The organism is Paraburkholderia eburnea, assembly GCF_002917095.1.
Classification (GTDB): Bacteria; Pseudomonadota; Gammaproteobacteria; order Burkholderiales; family Burkholderiaceae; genus Paraburkholderia; species Paraburkholderia eburnea.
Genome location: NZ_PQGA01000016.1, coordinates 1 through 16,813, shown reverse-complemented (window position 1 = coordinate 16,813; position 16,813 = coordinate 1). Strand labels below are relative to the sequence as shown.

The following is a 16,813-nucleotide window of genomic DNA, read 5'->3' as shown; positions in this document are numbered from 1 at the left end:
GCTCAGGAGGAAACGTGCAGCGGCAAGCCCGCGCGCCCCTGACGCGGCGGTTCGGACACGACCGGGGTGTTCGCGCCCGCAACCGCGCCACCCTGCGCTGACACCGAAAATCCGAACGTATTGATACCATTGGCACTCCGTACGAACACGTCGCCACCGTGCATTTCGGCGACCGCCTTGACGATGGATAGCCCAAGACCGTGATTCTCGTGGCTATTCGAGCGCGCTTCCTGAATGCGGTAAAAGCGGTCGAAGATATGCTCGCGCACCTCTGGATCAAGCGGTTCGCCCGGATTCGATACGGCAACCTCAACGTGCCCGTCCTGCGGCGCGATGGTCGCCTGCAAGACCGTGCCCGGCCGCGAATGCTGGATCGCATTCACAAACAGATTGCTTACCGCGCGGCCGATCAGCGAGGTATTGACCCACGCCCGCGCATCGCCCTGCACCTCCACCCGCAGTTGCGCCTCTTCGAGCGGCATGTCCAGGAACTCCAGCATGCGCTCGACTTCGCCACGCAACGAGACCTCCGCGAGATCGCTCGCGCGCTCGCCGCGATCGCTGCGCGAGAGGAACAGCATGTCGTTGACGATCACGCGCAATCGTTCGAATTCCTCAAGATTCGATTGCATCGTCTGCTGCAATTGCTCGACGGAGCGATCGCGCGTGAGCGCCACCTGGGTCTGGCCGATCAGGATGCTCACGGGCGTGCGCAATTCGTGCGCGACATCCGCGTTGAACGATTCGAGCCGCTCATAGGCTTTGTCCAGGCGTTCCAGCGCGCCGTTGAACGACGTGGCCAGTTCGTGCAGTTCTTCCGGCAATTCACCCGAATGCAGGCGCTGACGCCGGTTCGACGGACTCAGTTGCGCCGCCTCGCGCGAAAGGCGTGTGAGCGGCGCGAGGCCAAAGCGCGTCACCGCGCGGCTGAGCAACGCCACCGCGATCGTGGACAGCGCGATCAGCACGCCCAACGCAATGCCGAAGCGCCTCAACATGCTTTCGGTGCGCACGCAGTCGCTCGACACGACGAGCGTGACTTCGGGACGATCGCCGCTCGCGGGGACGACGATGCTCGTCACGATCACGTCGTAAGTACAGCCGGGCGGGCGCACGAGTTGATGATTCGGGCCAACGTCGCCCGTGATCTTGCCCACAATGGGCGCACCGAAGCGAAAGCGCGGATCGGGGCCCTCCACGTAGTAATGCATGCGGCTGTCGGCGGGCGAGAGATCGCGCAGTTTTTCCTGCACGAAGGCCCATTTCTTGACGTCGGGCGCGTGCGAAACGATCAGGGCGGCAATGCGCGCACGCGTGTCGAGCGTTTCGCGCAACTCGTTGAAAAGCTGCCTCTGCATCAACAGAAAGAGCCCCGTGCCGGTGAGCGTGAAAACGACCAGCGACACCGCCGCGAACATCGTGGACAGCCGCAGCGAAATCGAGCGCTTCATGACAGCGCGCCTCCATCCTCCCGCACTTCGAGCACGTAGCCCATCCCGCGGATCGTGTGCAGCAGCTTCGCCGCGTGCGGGCCGTCGAGCTTCGCGCGCAGCCGTTTGATGGCGGTTTCCACCACGTTGGCGTTGCTTTCGAAATTCACGTCCCAGACCAGTTCGGTGATGAGCGTCTTCGAAAGAATCTCGCCGCGACGCCGCGCCAGCACCGAAAGCAACTGAAACTCCTTCGCCGTGAGATCGAGGCGCACGCCGTCACGCGTCGCGCGGCGGCTGATCAGATCGACTTGCAGATCGCCCACGGAAATGAGCGTCGATTCCTGGGCGCGCGCGCGGCGTGTCAGCGCGCGCAGACGCTCGACCAGTTCGAGGAAGGAAAAGGGCTTGGTGAGATAGTCGTCGGCGCCGTCGCGCAGACCGTGCACGCGGTCGTCCACGCGATCGCGCGCGGTCAGCATGATGACGGGCGTTTCCTTTTTCGCGCGCACCGCGCGCAGCACGCCAAAGCCATCGAGCTTCGGCAGCATCACGTCGAGCACGATCACGTCGAAATCGTATTCCGTGGCCATCCACGCGCCCTCTTCGCCGTCCATCGCCACATCGACGATCCAGCCCTGCTCGCTCAAGCCGCTGCGCAGATAGTCAACGACTTTGCGTTCGTCTTCGATTACCAGTACTTTCATGCTGCCCTCCACTTCGCGCGCGGCTTCGTGGGCCGCGTCGAATCGTATTTATCGTGCCGTCAACCGTGTCCGGGCGCTGCGTTCTGCGTGTCCTGCGAGTCCTTTACTCCCGTCGCGCCGCTTGCCGGCACTTCACGACAGGTTCCCATGCTGCACGCGAGTGCGCGATCGTCCGCGCTCCAGCCGCCGCCCAGCGCCTTAGCCAGATATACCACCGTGGCCGCCTGTTGTCCGTGAATCTGCACCTCCGTGCGCTCGCTGGCAAGCAAAGTCTGCTCGGCGTTGAGCACGTCGATGAACGCGACGAGGCCGCCCTGATAGCGGTCGTTGGCGAGATCGAAGGATTGACGTGCGTCGTCCACGGCCGCCTGGCCGTCCGTCGAGGCGCTCTGCAGAACCGAGAGGCCCGTCACCGCATTCTGCACCTCCTGGAACGCCGTGAGTACGGTCTGCCGGTACGACGCCTGCGCCGACTCGTAGCCCGCCTGTGCGTAATCCACGCCGGCCGCGCGCTTGCCACCGTCGAACAGCACTTCGCTCGCGCCCGCGCCTAGCGACCACATCAGGCTCGGCACCGAAAACAGATTGCTAAAGCGCGTGGATTCCCAGCCCAGCGTGGGCGACAGCGTGATGTCCGGAAAATACGCGGAGCGCGCCACGCCGATCTGCGCGTTGGCTGCGGCCATCGCGCGCTCGGCGGAGGCGACGTCGGGGCGGCGTTGCAGCAGTTCGCTGGGCAGACCGGTGGGCAGCGCGGGCGTCGGCAACGGCGTGACTTGCGGCGCGAGCGCGAACTCCGGCGCGGGCTTGCCGATCAGCACGGCGATCGCATGCTCGTCCTGCTGACGTTGATTTTCGAGCAGATGCACCTGGGTCTTGGTGGCGTCGAGTTGCGCCTTCTGCTGCAACAACGTCAATCCCGATACCGCGCCCAGGTCGTGCTGCGCGTTGACGAAATCGAGCGCCTTCTGTTGCAGCGCCACCGAGCGATTGACCACGTCGATTTCATCGTCGAGTTCGCGCAGCGCGAAATAGTCGGTCGCGAGTTCGGCGCTCAGCACGAGGCGCGCGTTGGCGAGATCGTCGCCCGCTTCCTGCGCCGAGGCCTGCGCCGACTCCACCATGCGCCGGATGCGTCCGAACAGGTCCAGCTCGTAGCTGACGGTCGGCCCGACCTTGATGTCGTTCTGCACGGTCGACATATTGGGCGTCACGTAGGTCGTCTGCGGGCGATTCGCCGAGACGCGCTCGCGCGCGATCGAGCCGTCGAGCGACACCTGCGGCGCCTGCTGCGACGACACCGAACCCAGCGTCGCGCGGGCTTGCGCATAGTGCGCGGCGGCGACGCGCAACGTCTGGTTTTCCGCCAGCGCCTCGTCTTCCAGGCCGTTTAGCTCCGTATTGCCGAACACCTTCCACCACTGCGGATCGAGCGGCGCATGCGAGGGCTGCGCGGCGTGCCAGTAGGCGTCGGCGGGATCGACTCGCCATGCGGCCGGGCTGGTCGTTTGCGGCGCATGATAGTCGGGGCCGACCGTGCACGCGGCAAGGCTCGCCACCGCGCTCGCAAGCAGCGTAGCGCGCGTGCATTGCAACGGAAACCACGGAAAATGCACGGCCCTCACGTCGTACCTCGCGGCGCGGAAGCCGCGCCCTTCTGCGGCGCGACCACGACGACACTGTCGCCATCGGCGATCGAATCGCCCGGATTGAGCACGACGCGATCGCCCGGATCGAGCCCATGGCTGATTTCGAGCGTCTGACCGAGATCCTGGGCGATTTCCACGGCCTTGAGCTTGATCTTGCCGTTGGCGTCCACCACGGCCAGGCGCGGACCTTCCGCGCGGAACAGCAGCGTGTTGCCGGGAACCGTCAGGAGTCCCTTCGAATCGGTCTGCAGCGCCGCTTGCACATAAGCGCCTGGCAGCAGCTTGCCATCGTGATTGGGCAGCGAGATTTCCACCTGAAGCGTGCGCGTGGCGACATCGATGGCCTGTGCGGTGCGCGTCACCGTACCGTCGAAGACGACGCCGGGCAGTTCCTGCTCGCTCACGCTCACATGCTGGCCCACGGCCACTTGCGATGCGTAGGTCTGCGGCACGTCCAGATAGAGACGCAGCGGATCGGACTGCGCAATCGCGAACAGCGCGCGGCCCGCGCCGCCGTTGCCCGCATTGACCAGATCGCCGATATCGACGTTGCGTTGCGTAATCACGCCCGTGATGGGCGCGACGATGCGCTGGAATGATTTGGTCTGCTGAAGACGCCGCACGTTGGCGTCGGCGGCGGCGAGGTTCGCCACGCCCTGGTTATAGGCGCCCTGACGGTCGTCGAGTTCCTGCTGCGAGACCGCATCGCGCTGGCGCAACTGCTGCGCACGATCGAACGACGTCTTGGCAAGCGAGAGCGTGGAGGCCGACTGATCGCGCTGAGCCTGCGCCTGCGCGAGTTCCTGGTCGATTTCGGGCGTGTCGATTTCGGCGAGCAACTGGCCTTGCTGAACGTGTGTGCCGATATCGGCGTACCACTTGAGCACATAGCCGTTCGCGCGCGAGTAGATCGGCGCTTGCACGTAGCCGCGCAGCGTGCCCGGCAGCACGATGCGGCCGTCCGCGCCCGCCGGCGTCGGCTGCACGACGCTCACGTACTGTTTCGCGTTCTGCTTCGTGACATCGGCGAGATTGTGCGAGTTGAGCACGTTCGAGACGATCGTGCGGGCCGCGCCCGCCGCCAGCAGCAAGGCGACCACGATCACCGCGAGGCGCGCCCGGCGGCCCGCCTGGGCGCGCGCGGGCAGATCGAGACCCTGATCGCCGGCCACGGAGATGTCGAGGGAAGAATGGTGGTGAGGTTCGTTCATGTCTTCAACCAGGAATTTCGTAAGCGTTTGCGTAGCGTTTGCCTGAGTGTGCGCGTCACCGGTTATCCCGCTGCGCGCCGCGCGCGTGCTTTGCTTCGGCACGGCGGGCGAGTCGCGAGTGGACGGTCGCGAACATTAGCGGTACGAACAACAGCGTGGAAACGGTCGCGAACAGCAGTCCACCGATCACCGCACGTCCGAGCGGCGCGTTCTGCTCCGCGCCCTCGCCCAGACCCAGCGCCATCGGCACCATGCCGATCATCATCGCGAAGGCGGTCATCAGCACCGGGCGAATCCGCGTCGCGCCCGCTTCCAGTGCGGCGGCAAGCGGCGTCGCGCCGGCGGTCAGACGCTGACGCGCGAACGACACCACCAGAATACTATTGGCGGTGGCCACGCCCACGGTCATGATCGCGCCCGTCAAGGCGGGCACGCTCAGGTGCGTGCCGGTGATGAACAGCATCCACGCGATGCCGGCGAGCGCCGCCGGCAATGCGCTGATGATGATGAGCGGGTCGGCCCACGACTGGAAATTCACGACGATCAGCAGATAGACGAGCACCACCGCCACCGCAATCCCCACGCCCAGCCCGATGAACGAGGAACGCATCGTGTCGATCTGGCCGCGCATGACGATGGTGGTGCCGCGCGGCGCATGAGCCTGCGCCTGCTTGATGAGATCGTCGATCTGCGCACCCACCGAGCCGAGGTCGCTGCCCTCCACGCTCACGAGCAGATCGATCACGGGACGGATGTTGTAGTGCGTGACGAGCGCGGGGCCGGTGTGCGGCCTGAGCTGCACGAGATTGCTCACGAGTTGCAGCGGCGCACCAGGGTTGCCGGCACGCGCGGATACCGGCGTGCCCATTACTTCGTTAAGCGAAGCTTCGCGGTATTGCGGCGTCTGCACGGCAAGCGGATATTCCACGCCGTTTTGCGGGTTCACCCAGAACGCGGGCGACGTTTGCGAACTGCCCGAAAGCGCGACCAGCACATCCTGGGCCACGTTTTGCGGGCTCAGATTCAATTGCTGCATGCGCGAGCGGTCCATCGCCAGCATCAGCGCGGGTTCGTCGTTGCGCTGTTCGATATGCGCATCGACCGCGCCCGGCAGTTGACGCACCTGCTTGAGCAGCGTGCTGGCGAGCGTCATGTTCTTGCCAAGGTCGGAACTGACCACCTGCACGTCGATGGCCGCGGGCTGACCGAAGTTGAGAATCTGCGTGATGATGTCGGCAGGCTGGAAGAAGAATTCCACGCCCGGAAAGCGCTGCGGCAAGACCGTGCGCAGCTTGTCGATATAGATGTGCGAAGGATCGTGGTCGGGCTTGAGCGCGATCTGGATTTCGCCGTCGAGCGTCCCCATCGTGCCCGAGTTGCTGTACGAGAGGTTGATGCCGCTATATGGCAGACCCAGGTTGTCCACGATCGTCGCGAGCTGGTCGGCGGGCACGACCGTGCGGATCGTGCGTTCGACTTCATCGGCCAGACGCGCGGTTTCCTCGATACGATAGCCCGTGGGCGCGCGCATATGCAGGCGGATATTGCCTGCATCGACGGTGGGAAAGAAGTCGCGCCCGAGGAAAAACACGAGTCCCAGCGAGAGCAGGCAGAACGACAGGAACGACACGCCAAAGAAACGCCGCCGCGCGAGCAGAACGCTCAGGAGCGCGATGTAGTTGGCGCGCACGCGCTCGAACCCATGATTGAAACTCTCATGCACGCGCGCGAACATCGACACGCGTGCGCCTTTCTTCGGATGCGTCGCCGGATCGTGGCCCGTGAACAGCAGCATCGCGAGCGTCGGCACGAGCGTACGCGAGAGCACGTACGAGGCGATCATCGCGAACACCACGGCTTCCGCGAGCGGCACGAACAGGAAGCGCGCCACGCCCGTGAGGAAGAACATCGGCACGAACACGATACAGATACAGAGCGTCGAAACGAACGCCGGCACCGCGATTTCGCCCGCGCCTTCAAGAATGCCGTCGTGCAGATCCGCGCCCAGGTGCAGGTGCCGTTCGATGTTTTCGATCGTGACCGTTGCGTCGTCAACCAGAATGCCCACGGCGAGCGCGAGCCCCCCCAGCGTCATGATGTTGATCGTTTCGCCCAGCGCGTAGAGCGTGATGATCGACGCCAGAATCGACAGTGGAATCGACACCGCGATGATGAGCGTGCTGCGCCAGTTGCCCAGAAAAAGCAGGATCATGGCGGCCGTGAGGGCGGCGGCGACCAGCGCTTCGCGCACGACGCCCTGCACCGCCGCCGACACGAAGATCGACTGGTCGAACAGCGGCTGGATCACCAGGTCCTGGGGCAGCGTCTCGCGCACCTGCGGCAGCAGGCTCTTGAGCTTGCCCACCACCTGCAGCGTGGACGCATCGCCGCTCTTGAGAACTGACATCAGCACGCCGCGCTGGCCGTCCTGACGCACGACGTTGGTTTGCGGCGTGAAGCCGTCGCGCACGTGCGCGACGTCGCCCAGATAAGTGGTCGCGCCATTGACCGTCTGCACGGGAATGCGATTGAGACCCGCGATCGTGTCGGGCGACGCATTGGTGTCCACGCGGTATTCGGTCTGGCCGAGTTTGGCCGTGCCGGTCGGCAGAATCAGGTTCTGCGCATTGACCGCATTGACAATATCGGCGGGCGTGAGGCCCCTGGAAATGAGCGAGCGCGTGTCGATATCGACGGAAATCACGCGCGACTTGCCGCCGTAGGGATACGGCACCTGCGCGCCCGGAATCGTGATGAGCTGCGGGCGCAGGAAGTTCAGGGCGATGTCGGCGAGCGCCTGCTCGCTCATCGATTTACTCGACAGCCCGAGCTGGATCACTGGAATGCTCGACGCCGAATAGCTGATGACGAGCGGCGGCGTCGCGCCCGGCGGCATCTGCTTGAGCTGCGCCTGCTCCGACGCGACAGCCTGGGCGATGGCGGTTTGCAGGCTCGCGCCCGGTTGCAGGAACAGCTTGATGATGGCGATGCCGGGCAGCGACTGCGATTCGATGTGCTCGATATTGCTCACCGTGGTCGTGAGGCTGCGCTCGTTGACCGAGGTGATGCGTTGGGCCATGTCCTGTGCGGAAAAGCCCGTGTACGACCAGATGATGCTGATGACCGGAATGTTGATGTTCGGCAACACGTCGGTGGCCATCGACATCAGCACGAACGGCGTGGCCAGCACGATCATGATGGCCATCACGATAAACGTGTATGGCCGCTTCAGCGCGAGGTTAACTATCCACATGAGGCGGTTTCGGGTAAATCAGACGAAATCGGACGAGAGGAAATACGCGCCTTAAATACGCATCGCGCATCGATCAAACGGTGCCGCATCATAGGCAATCGCGGTGGCAGGTTGCTGGCGCGAATATGGCGAAATTGTCAGCCACGGCGAGCCGCGAATACGCGGCTTGTGTGGCGCGCCTTTGCCGATCGTTCGCAAACGTCGGACGCACCGCTCCCTGCGCGTGACGCGCGCGTATTTTTCTGTTTGTGCTTACTGGATGAGCGCCTAGTTGACGAGGCGCAGATGCTCTACCTCGTGCTTGTCGTGCTTCTCGGTTTTCGCCCGCGATTTGGCGTGCGAAGCCGTGTGCAACGGGTGTGCCTCGCGCAGCGGCGCAGTCGTGCTGCGTCGCGACGGCACATTGCAGGTCGCGAGCGCGCTCTCCTGCTCGGTGAGTACGAGCGGCACCTTCTCACGCAAAAACTCGACGAAGGTGCGGATCTTCGCGTCCAGGTAGCGGCGCGACGCATAGAGCGCGTAGATGTTGAGCGTCTGCAAACGATGCGTGGGCAAGACGCGTACGAGCGAACCATCGGCGAGACCCGGCAGCGCGACCGGCACCGGCAGCGGCCCGATGCCCATGCCTTCACGGATCGCGAGCGCAAGCGCTTCGGGGTTATTCACCTGAAAGGGCGTGACGCCGGTATGGCGGAAAGTTTCGCCGTGCGGGCCTTCGGAGACCCACTGGCCGGCCGGCAGGCTTGCATCGGTGAGATGCAGGCAGGTATGCATATCCAGATCGTCGAACGACTGCGGCACGCCGCGCGCGCGCAGGTAGTCGGGCGATGCGCACAGGATGGCGGCGGTACTGCCCAGTTGCTGCGAGATCAGTGCGGAATCCTCTAGCTCGGTGGCCACCACCACGGCCACATCGAAGCCTTCCTCGATGATGTCGGGCATCTCCTGCGCGATCGTCAGGTCAACGGAGACATCGGGCAGATGCTGCTGATAACGCGCGATCAACGGCATTACGTAGTGCTGGCCGAAACTCGTGCCGCCGTAGACGCGCAGCTTGCCCGCCGGATTCGCGTGCGCAGCGGCGGCCTCGGCCTCCGCCTGTTCGATGTCGGCAAGAATGCGCTTGCAGCTTTGCAGATAGCGCTCGCCCGCCTCGGTTAGCGACATGCGCCGGGTAGTGCGGTTCAGGAGGCGCGTGCGCAGCCGCGATTCGAGATCGGTAACGGCGCGCGAGACCTGCGCCGTCGTCATCGCTTCGTTAGTGGCGGCGCGCGTGAAACTGCCCGACTCCACCACTCTTACGAAAATACGCATGTTGCGTAACGTGTCCATCAGCGGCTCCTCTGCATCGTCTTTGCTCTTCCCGGCGTGATTCATTCTGAATGGCGCCAGTCTCGCCTGGAGGCCGTGGCCACATGCTGACTTCCAAATGGCAGGCTTGTCAGCTTGGCGAGCCGCCTTGTCCCGCGTATGATCCACCGCGCCCCTTCAGGGCGAATCGCCCGCGCGGCAAGCGTTGCGAGGCATCCCTGCGGCCGCTTTTCATGACAGAACGATGACTTACGAATTCGCGTTGCGACTGCTCGCGGCGTTCGCCTGCGGCGTCGCCATCGGACTGGAACGCCAGATGCGTCAGCGCACGGCGGGCCTGCGCACCATCACGCTCGTCGCGAGCGGCGCGTGCCTGTTCGTCACGCTCGGCGTATTGACGGGCAACGGCACCAGCGGCGTCACGCAGATCGCGGCCTATGTGGTGTCGGGCGTGGGCTTCCTGGGCGGCGGCGTGATCATGCGCGACAAAGGCTCCATCCAGGGCATCAACACCGCCGCCACGCTCTGGTGCTCGGCCGCCGTGGGCGTGCTGTGCGGCGCGGGTCACTACGTCCCGGCCGTCGCGGGCACGGCGGTTGTGCTGCTCACCAACACCGTGCTGCGCGAGGTGAGCCGCATCATCAACCAGTCGCCCGTCTCGAACGCCGATCTCGTGCGCGTCTACGAGCTGACGGTCGTATGCCGCGAAGAGGACGAAATCCATATTCGCACCGTGCTCTCGAACTCGATGTATTCCACGCCGCTCTCGTTCCAGAGCCTCACGAGCGAAGACCTGCCGGGCGATCCGCAACGCCTGCGCGTGACGGCCACCATGCGCCTGCATCCGAAATATCAGTCCAAGCTCGAACTGATGGCGAGCCGCCTCAGCATGGAAAAAAGCGTCTCCAGCGTAAGCTGGATGGCAGTGGAAACGGAAGTCTCGCCTGAGTGACGTAAAAACTCGCATTCCTTACGAATTCATTTCACTCTCGTTGCACTAATTGAAACAGTGCGCAACGGATTTCAAGAACTGTCAATTCTGGCCGCGTTTCGTGGACTCGATCCCGCCCTTCGACTAAGCTCCAGTTCACCGTGATTAATTCACACCAACGAGGGGAGTCTTCTATATGGAACACGGCATCATCGCCTGGCTCATCATCGGCGCCATCGCTGGCTGGCTCGCAGGCGTTCTCGTCAAGGGCGGCGGCTTTGGATTGATCGTCGATATCATCGTCGGGATCGTGGGCGCGTTCATCGGCGGCTGGCTTGCCGGCTTGCTCCACATCCAGATCGGCACCGGCATCATCAGCTCGATCATCACCGCCATCATCGGCGCGGTCATTCTGCTGTTCGTCATCCGGATGTTCCGCAGGGCGTAGCGCCACGGCTGCGGACAAATAAAAACGGGAGCACCGGCGACGGCGCTCCCGTTTTTTTATGCCTGAACGTCAGATTTGACGCTTAAGCGTTCGCGACGAGTTCGCCTGCGTCCGGTGCGCCCGGCAACATCGAGCCAGTCTCGTTGAAGCGCAGATGCATCTCGTACGCACGGGCGAGGTTGTGCGGCGTCTGACCGCCGATCTTCTGCGCGTCCTTGTAGTAGTCGCGCAGCAGATCGCGATAGAGCGGATGCACGCAGTGCTCGATGATGAGCGTCGCGCGCTCGCGCGGCGCAAGACCGCGCAGATCGGCGAGACCCTGCTCGGTCACGATCACGTCGACATCGTGCTCGTTGTGGTCGACGTGCGGCACCATCGGCACGATGCTGGAGATCTTGCCGTCCTTGGCGATCGCCTTGGTCGCGAAGATCGCGCACGACGCGTTGCGCGCGAAGTCGCCCGAGCCGCCGATGCCGTTCATCATGTGCGTGCCGCCCACGTGGGTGGAGTTCACGTTGCCGTAGATGTCGCATTCGAGCGCCGTGTTCAGCGCGATCAGACCGAGGCGGCGAATCACTTCCGGATGGTTGCTCACCTCCTGCGGACGCAGCACGAGCTTGTCGCGATAGCGGTCGAGCTCGGCGAGCACCTGGGCCTGGCGCGACGCGGAGAGCGTCATCGACGCGCCCGAGGCGAACACCATCTTGCCCGCATCGATCAGGTCGAAGGTGGAGTCCTGCAGCACTTCCGAGTACATCGTGAGCGCTTCGAACGGCGAATCGACGAAGCCCGACAGCACCGCGTTCGCGATCGTGCCGATGCCGGCCTGCAGCGGCGGCAGTTGCGCGCTCATGCGGCCATGCTTCACTTCATGCTGGAGGAAATCGATGAGGTGACCCGCGATGCGCGCGGTTTCCTCGTCGGCGGGCAGCACGGTCGAGGGGCTGTCCGGTTCGTTGGTGATGACGATGGCCGCGATCTTCTCGGGCGGAATCTCGATCGCCTGGGTGCCGACCCGGTCGTTTACGCGCACGATGGGCAGCGGATCGCGATGCGGACGGCGGCCCGGAATCCAGACGTCGTGCAAGCCTTCGAGACCGAGCGGCTGCGCGAGGTTGATTTCGACGATCACTTTCTCCGCGAGAATCGCGAAGCTCGCCGAATTGCCAACCGAAGTCGTGGGGACGATGGCGCCCGTCTCCGTGATCGCCGCGGCCTCGATGATCGCGAGGTCGAGCTTGCCAAGCAGGTTCGCGCGCAACATCTCGACCGTCTCGGAGAGATGCTGGTCCACGAACATGACTTCGCCGCGATTGATTGCCTTGCGCAGCGTGGTGTCCACCTGGAACGGCAGGCGGCGTTCGAGCACGCCCGCTTCGGTCAACATGCGGTCTACGTCGTGGCCGAGCGAGGCGCCCGTCATCAGCGTGATGCGCAGCGGTTCCTTCTCTTCGCGCGCGCGGCGCGCCAATTCGATCGGCACGGCCTTCGTGTCGCCCGCGCGCGTGAAGCCGCTGGCGCCCACGCGCATGCCATTGCGCACGAGTTGAGCTGCCTCGGCAGCCGACGTGATCTTCCCGCGCAGAGCGGCACAACGGATACGGTCTTCGTACATCAAAGTCTCCACAAACTCTCTGATCGCCAAGTGCCCATTTTCAGGTCTCGCTTTGGCGGCTTTGCATGACGGCTTCGCAATACAGTCTTGCAGCCGGAATGCGCAAAAGCCGCAGGGCCTCACAGGAAGGCGCCGCGGCATGAATTTCAAGCTTGCGCCGGCACATGGCGGCGGTTACTCGATCTCAGCTACCGAAATAAATGTTGCAGAAGCTGGCAGGTCCGACGCATTCGTCTTTCTTTGCCGGCGTCATTTCACGGTGCGCGGGCGCTTGAGCAGCAGGCTGTGCTGTGCTTTGGGCGACCTGCTCGGGGACGCCCGCTGCCGTTGCGTCGTTCTGTGCATAAGCAGCGGCGGCGGCAAACATGGAACAGGCAACAACAGCGATCTTCAGGGACTTCATTTCACTCTCCAGTGCTAACGGGTACTGCCGAAGCAGTGATGTCACTATATGACCGGGGCCTGGATTGATTAAGGAGCCGGGGTGGAAGGCATATTTCCAGACTGCGGCAAGATCACGCAGGCGCCCGGTTTACGGCTCTTTGCGCCCGTTTGCACCCCTTCGCACCGCTTCAGGACAGGCGCAGACGCAGCGCGCGGCGGCGGCGGCGAGCCTGACGCGCATGCGCGCCGAGCGGCGCGTCGCGGTCGATCAGCGCGCTGCGGATGAAGTGGAGATGACTCAGAAGCCGCTGTACGTCGTGGCGGCGCTCGCGGTCGTGGTGGACATGCGGAAGCGCCTCTTGAGCGATCCAGGTGGCTGTACGCACGGCCTGGAGCGCACGATCGAGCTGCGCGGCGTCGGGCTGCTCGAACAGGCGGGCGATGTCGGCGAGCACGCGTTCGAGCGCCTGGCGCCATCGGCTGTCGGTATCGGCGAGCCATGCGGCGGCTTGGGCGTCGTGGCGCAGGTCGATGACGGCATGTCCGACTTCGAGCGTCACCAGCATCCAGCGCAGCGCGCGCCGGTGCGCCTGCTTGCGGCCATTGAGCAGCAGCCGCAATTGATGCATCAGGTCATGCGCGCCCGACTGGAAGTGCTGCCCGATGCCGGAAAGGTCGCCGCGGCAGGCGAGCACGACCTGCCCGCGCAACGCGGCGCACATGCGCTCGACGAGCCAGCCCATGTGCGGCGGAAACACCACCGAGAACGCGAGTGCGGCCACAACCATCGCCGCAACCACGGCGATGCCGTTATTGATCAGCAGATCGGGAGCGTAGGCAATCACGTTGTCCGGCCCCGCGAGCAGGCACAGGAACACCGAGAACCCGACCCCGAAGCCGGCGATGCGCGGGCGCGTCGCGAAAAACGCACCCAGGGCAAGCGCCGGCGCCAGCGCCGCGCAAAGCAGCGGGAAGCCGTCGACGTTCGGATAGACGTAGCACATCAGCAGATAGCCGACGACCGCCGCGCAGCCCGCGCCCGCCGCCATCTGGAAGGCCATGCGCGTCGCGCGCGGCGCCGACGACGTGAGCGCGCAGGCGAGCGCGGCGGCGATCATCGCGAGTCCGCCGCTCGGCCAGTCGGTCTCGACCCAGAACCAGCCCACGGCCGCGACCACCACGGCCGTACGCATGAAGGTGAACGCCACCACATACCAGCTGGTGCGCGGCACGTAACGCGTGACGCGCGGCTCGGGCGGCAGGCCCGCCTGGGTCAGCGACGCCCAGGTGCGGCTGTAGCGGGCGATTTCGGCCGTGAAGCGGTAGATCAGTTCGGCGGAGGTGTCGAAGTCCTGTAGCGTGTCGGGCGGTGCGGTTTCAAGCGGTCGGCGGGTCTCGCGCACGTGGCGCGGCAGCGTGCGCTGGAACGATTCGAGATCCTGCGCGAGACGCAAGGCGTAGGCGCGATCCGACTCCTTCAGGCTCGGCCGCTGGGCCAGCAGCGCCGCAAGCTCGCTGAAATAAGGGGCCAGCGGCGCGATGGAAGCGTCGCTCCAGCGCAGACGCTTTCTCAACTGACGCAACGCGTGCAACCGTGCGCTGGCATCCATGAACTCGCCGTTCAGACGGGCGAGCAACTGGCTGCGCGAACGCATCGTCGGGTCTTCGAAAAACGAGAAAGCACGCGTGGCCTCGAAGCCGACGATTTCATCGACGAGCTTCGCAAATCGCCCTTCGAATGCGTCCCTTTCAAGGCCGCCGGACAGCACGCGCGCGGCGAAGGAAGTAAAATCGAGATATCGTGTGCGCAAGGTGCGTTCGAGTACCGAGCCCGATTGCCGAGGCACGATAACGGCGCTGACGACACCGGAGCACAAGATCCCCACGGCCACTTCGGCCCCACGCCCAAGCGCGGCGAGAAACAGGTCATTGGGCTGCATCACGAGGGGAATGCCGATCAGCGCAGCGGTATAACCGGCCAGCACGAACGCGTACCAACGAAAATGCCGATTCCGCATGGCAGCCGCCGTACAGGCGGCGACCCACACCGTCATCCCGGCGATATAAAGCTCGGGCTGCTGGATGAACACGGCCCCCAGCACCACCGCCGCGACCATCCCGACCGCCGTGCCCACGATGCGGTACACGCTCTTCGCGAACACCATGCCGGAGAGCGGCTGCATCAACACGAACACGGTGGTCATCGCAATGCGCGGCTGCGGCAGGTCCAGCAGCATCGCAATGCCCATCGCCAGCAATCCCGCCGTCACCGTCTTGAGCAGATGCAGCCAGATTGCACCGTGCGTGGCCTGCCAGTCGCGCAGGGCGCGCCGCGCGGCACGCCAAATGATTTCGGCGCGACGACGCGGGTCGCTCGCACGATGGATCGCTGGCTGCCGGTTCATGGAAAACGCACTACGCTCGGGGTTCTTACGACGATTACGACGATCACGGAGAAAGACGCTGCCAGGGCAGGCCGTCTGCTCCGGTTGGGATCCAGGCAAGCGCTCAAGCGCAAACCTGGACCGACAAAGCGCCGATTGTAGGAGCGTCAATAAAGCGAATTAACGGGACGAGGAAGGAACGTCCGTTCCAGATCGCTCAACAATGCAAGGGCCCGCGAGGCGGACAATATCGTTTTCGTGCCAAACAAGAAGTTCTTAAAGAAGGTCTGATGGATACGCTACAAAACATGCGGGTGTTCGTCCGCGTCGTCGAAGCCGGTAGTTTCACGGCCGCCGCCCAATCGCTCGATTCGACGACGGGCGCCATGTCGCGCGCGGTGTCGGAACTGGAAGCGCATCTGCGCACGCGTTTGCTCAACCGTTCGACGCGGCGGCTCGCGCTGACACCCGCCGGCGAACGGTATCTGAAACGCTGCGGGCAGATTCTCGCGGACGTCGACAGCGCGGAAGAAGAAGCCAGTTGCGCTCACGAGCGTCCCGTGGGCGCGTTGCGCATGCATAGCTTTGCGAGTATTGGCCAGCAATATGTGCTGCCGGCGATCTCGCGCTATCGCGCTTTGCATCCCGAAGTCACCGTCGAGCTGACGCTTTCGCAACGCTTGCCGGATCTATTCGAAGGCAGCAGCGATGTGTCGGTGGTGACGGCAGCTTCGTTGCCGAATTCGGATCTCGTTTCGCATCAGCTCGGTTCGACGTGCAGCATCCTGTGCGCCTCGCCCGCGTATGTGCATACGCACGGCGCACCGCGCACGCCCGCCGATCTGGCTCATCACGACTGCCTGATTCTCAAGACGCCGACGTCGGATGCGCATGAATGGATGCTGGAAGGTCCGGACGGCAACGTCGAGATGCACGTGGACGGTCCGGTTCAGGTGAATATCGCCGAATCGCTTGCAGTAGCGATTCGCGAGGGCATGGGCATCGGCACGTTGCCGGTGTATGCGGCGATCGAGGGGCTGCGTAACGGCACGCTGGTGCGTGTGCTGCCGCAGCACATCCTGCAGAAGAGCAATGTGTATGCGCTGTATCCGTCGCGCAAATTCGTCGATGCAAAAACGAAGACGTGGGTGGAATTTTTGCGTGCGCATCTTCCGCAAGTGATTGCGCGCGATATGGCGCTGCTCGAAGAGCTCACGCAGGAGCAGCTCGCCGATGCGGCAGCGTTGGCGCCGCAGGTTTTACCTGGTGGGGAACAGAATCTGGCGCACTGAGTTGCGCTGGTGAGTCGGCTGGCGATTTGAATGCAAAAAGCCGTCCCCTGGGACGGCTTTTTGTTTGCCTTGTTTTTGGCTCTGGCGCGTACGATGTGTGCGATTCACGCGCCGAAACGCCAGAACCCCGGCTCTCACTGGGAGAGGCCGGGGTTCTGGACGCACTGCATAAGGAGCCTGACGATTACCTACTTTCAC

The 16,813-nt window shown here is 64.1% G+C and carries 12 protein-coding genes; 3 read left to right on the top strand and 9 right to left on the bottom strand.

Annotated elements, in window-relative coordinates:
- Positions 1 to 2 precede the first annotated feature (2 nt).
- The 6 genes from B0G62_RS23190 to B0G62_RS23165 all read right to left on the bottom strand — a co-directional run bounded on the left by B0G62_RS23190 (position 3) and on the right by B0G62_RS23165 (position 9,582).
- The gene (locus tag B0G62_RS23190; protein WP_103706551.1) at positions 3 to 1,451 is read right to left on the bottom strand and encodes a heavy metal sensor histidine kinase; all 1,449 of its coding nucleotides are present in this window, start codon (positions 1,449 to 1,451) and stop codon (positions 3 to 5) included.
- Complete coding sequence (locus B0G62_RS23185) at positions 1,448 to 2,137, bottom strand: heavy metal response regulator transcription factor (protein WP_103706550.1); 690 nt, start codon at positions 2,135 to 2,137, stop codon at positions 1,448 to 1,450. Before B0G62_RS23185 ends, B0G62_RS23190 begins: the two co-directional genes overlap by 4 nt.
- A gap of 59 nt (positions 2,138 to 2,196) precedes the next feature.
- The gene (locus B0G62_RS23180) at positions 2,197 to 3,753 is read right to left on the bottom strand and encodes an efflux transporter outer membrane subunit (RefSeq protein ID WP_244193343.1); all 1,557 of its coding nucleotides are present in this window, start codon (positions 3,751 to 3,753) and stop codon (positions 2,197 to 2,199) included.
- A 5-nt stretch (positions 3,754 to 3,758) separates the two neighbouring features.
- Positions 3,759 to 4,997 (bottom strand): efflux RND transporter periplasmic adaptor subunit, encoded by a 1,239-nt coding sequence (locus tag B0G62_RS23175; RefSeq protein ID WP_103706549.1) that lies wholly within the window; start codon positions 4,995 to 4,997, stop codon positions 3,759 to 3,761.
- Positions 4,998 to 5,052: 55 nt separating this feature from the next.
- Positions 5,053 to 8,250: an efflux RND transporter permease subunit gene (locus tag B0G62_RS23170; protein ID WP_103706548.1), complete on the bottom strand. Its 3,198-nt coding sequence runs from the start codon at positions 8,248 to 8,250 to the stop codon at positions 5,053 to 5,055.
- Positions 8,251 to 8,517: 267 nt separating this feature from the next.
- Positions 8,518 to 9,582, bottom strand: coding sequence for a LysR family transcriptional regulator (locus B0G62_RS23165; protein WP_103706648.1), 1,065 nt, complete (start codon positions 9,580 to 9,582; stop codon positions 8,518 to 8,520).
- Between the two features lie 223 nt (positions 9,583 to 9,805).
- Between B0G62_RS23165 and B0G62_RS23160 the strand changes: the two genes are divergently transcribed.
- Complete coding sequence (locus B0G62_RS23160) at positions 9,806 to 10,513, top strand: MgtC/SapB family protein (protein WP_103706547.1); 708 nt, start codon at positions 9,806 to 9,808, stop codon at positions 10,511 to 10,513.
- A 175-nt stretch (positions 10,514 to 10,688) separates the two neighbouring features.
- Positions 10,689 to 10,940, top strand: a complete 252-nt coding sequence (locus tag B0G62_RS23155) for a GlsB/YeaQ/YmgE family stress response membrane protein (RefSeq protein ID WP_103706546.1) — start codon at positions 10,689 to 10,691, stop codon at positions 10,938 to 10,940.
- 82 nt (positions 10,941 to 11,022) lie between these two features.
- On the opposite strand, the gene B0G62_RS23150 is transcribed toward B0G62_RS23155, so the two are convergent.
- The 3 genes from B0G62_RS23150 to B0G62_RS23140 form a co-directional block, all read right to left on the bottom strand.
- Positions 11,023 to 12,555, bottom strand: a complete 1,533-nt coding sequence (locus B0G62_RS23150) for an acetyl-CoA hydrolase/transferase family protein (RefSeq protein ID WP_103706545.1) — start codon at positions 12,553 to 12,555, stop codon at positions 11,023 to 11,025.
- 184 nt (positions 12,556 to 12,739) lie between these two features.
- Positions 12,740 to 12,958, bottom strand: coding sequence for a hypothetical protein (locus B0G62_RS23145; protein WP_103706544.1), 219 nt, complete (start codon positions 12,956 to 12,958; stop codon positions 12,740 to 12,742).
- Between the two features lie 169 nt (positions 12,959 to 13,127).
- Positions 13,128 to 15,344, bottom strand: a complete 2,217-nt coding sequence (locus B0G62_RS23140) for an FUSC family protein (protein ID WP_103706543.1) — start codon at positions 15,342 to 15,344, stop codon at positions 13,128 to 13,130.
- A 269-nt stretch (positions 15,345 to 15,613) separates the two neighbouring features.
- On the opposite strand from B0G62_RS23140, the gene B0G62_RS23135 reads away from it, so the two are divergent.
- Entirely contained in the window at positions 15,614 to 16,615 is a 1,002-nt protein-coding gene (locus B0G62_RS23135; protein WP_103706542.1) for a LysR family transcriptional regulator, read from the top strand.
- The last annotated feature ends 198 nt before the right edge of the window (positions 16,616 to 16,813 follow it).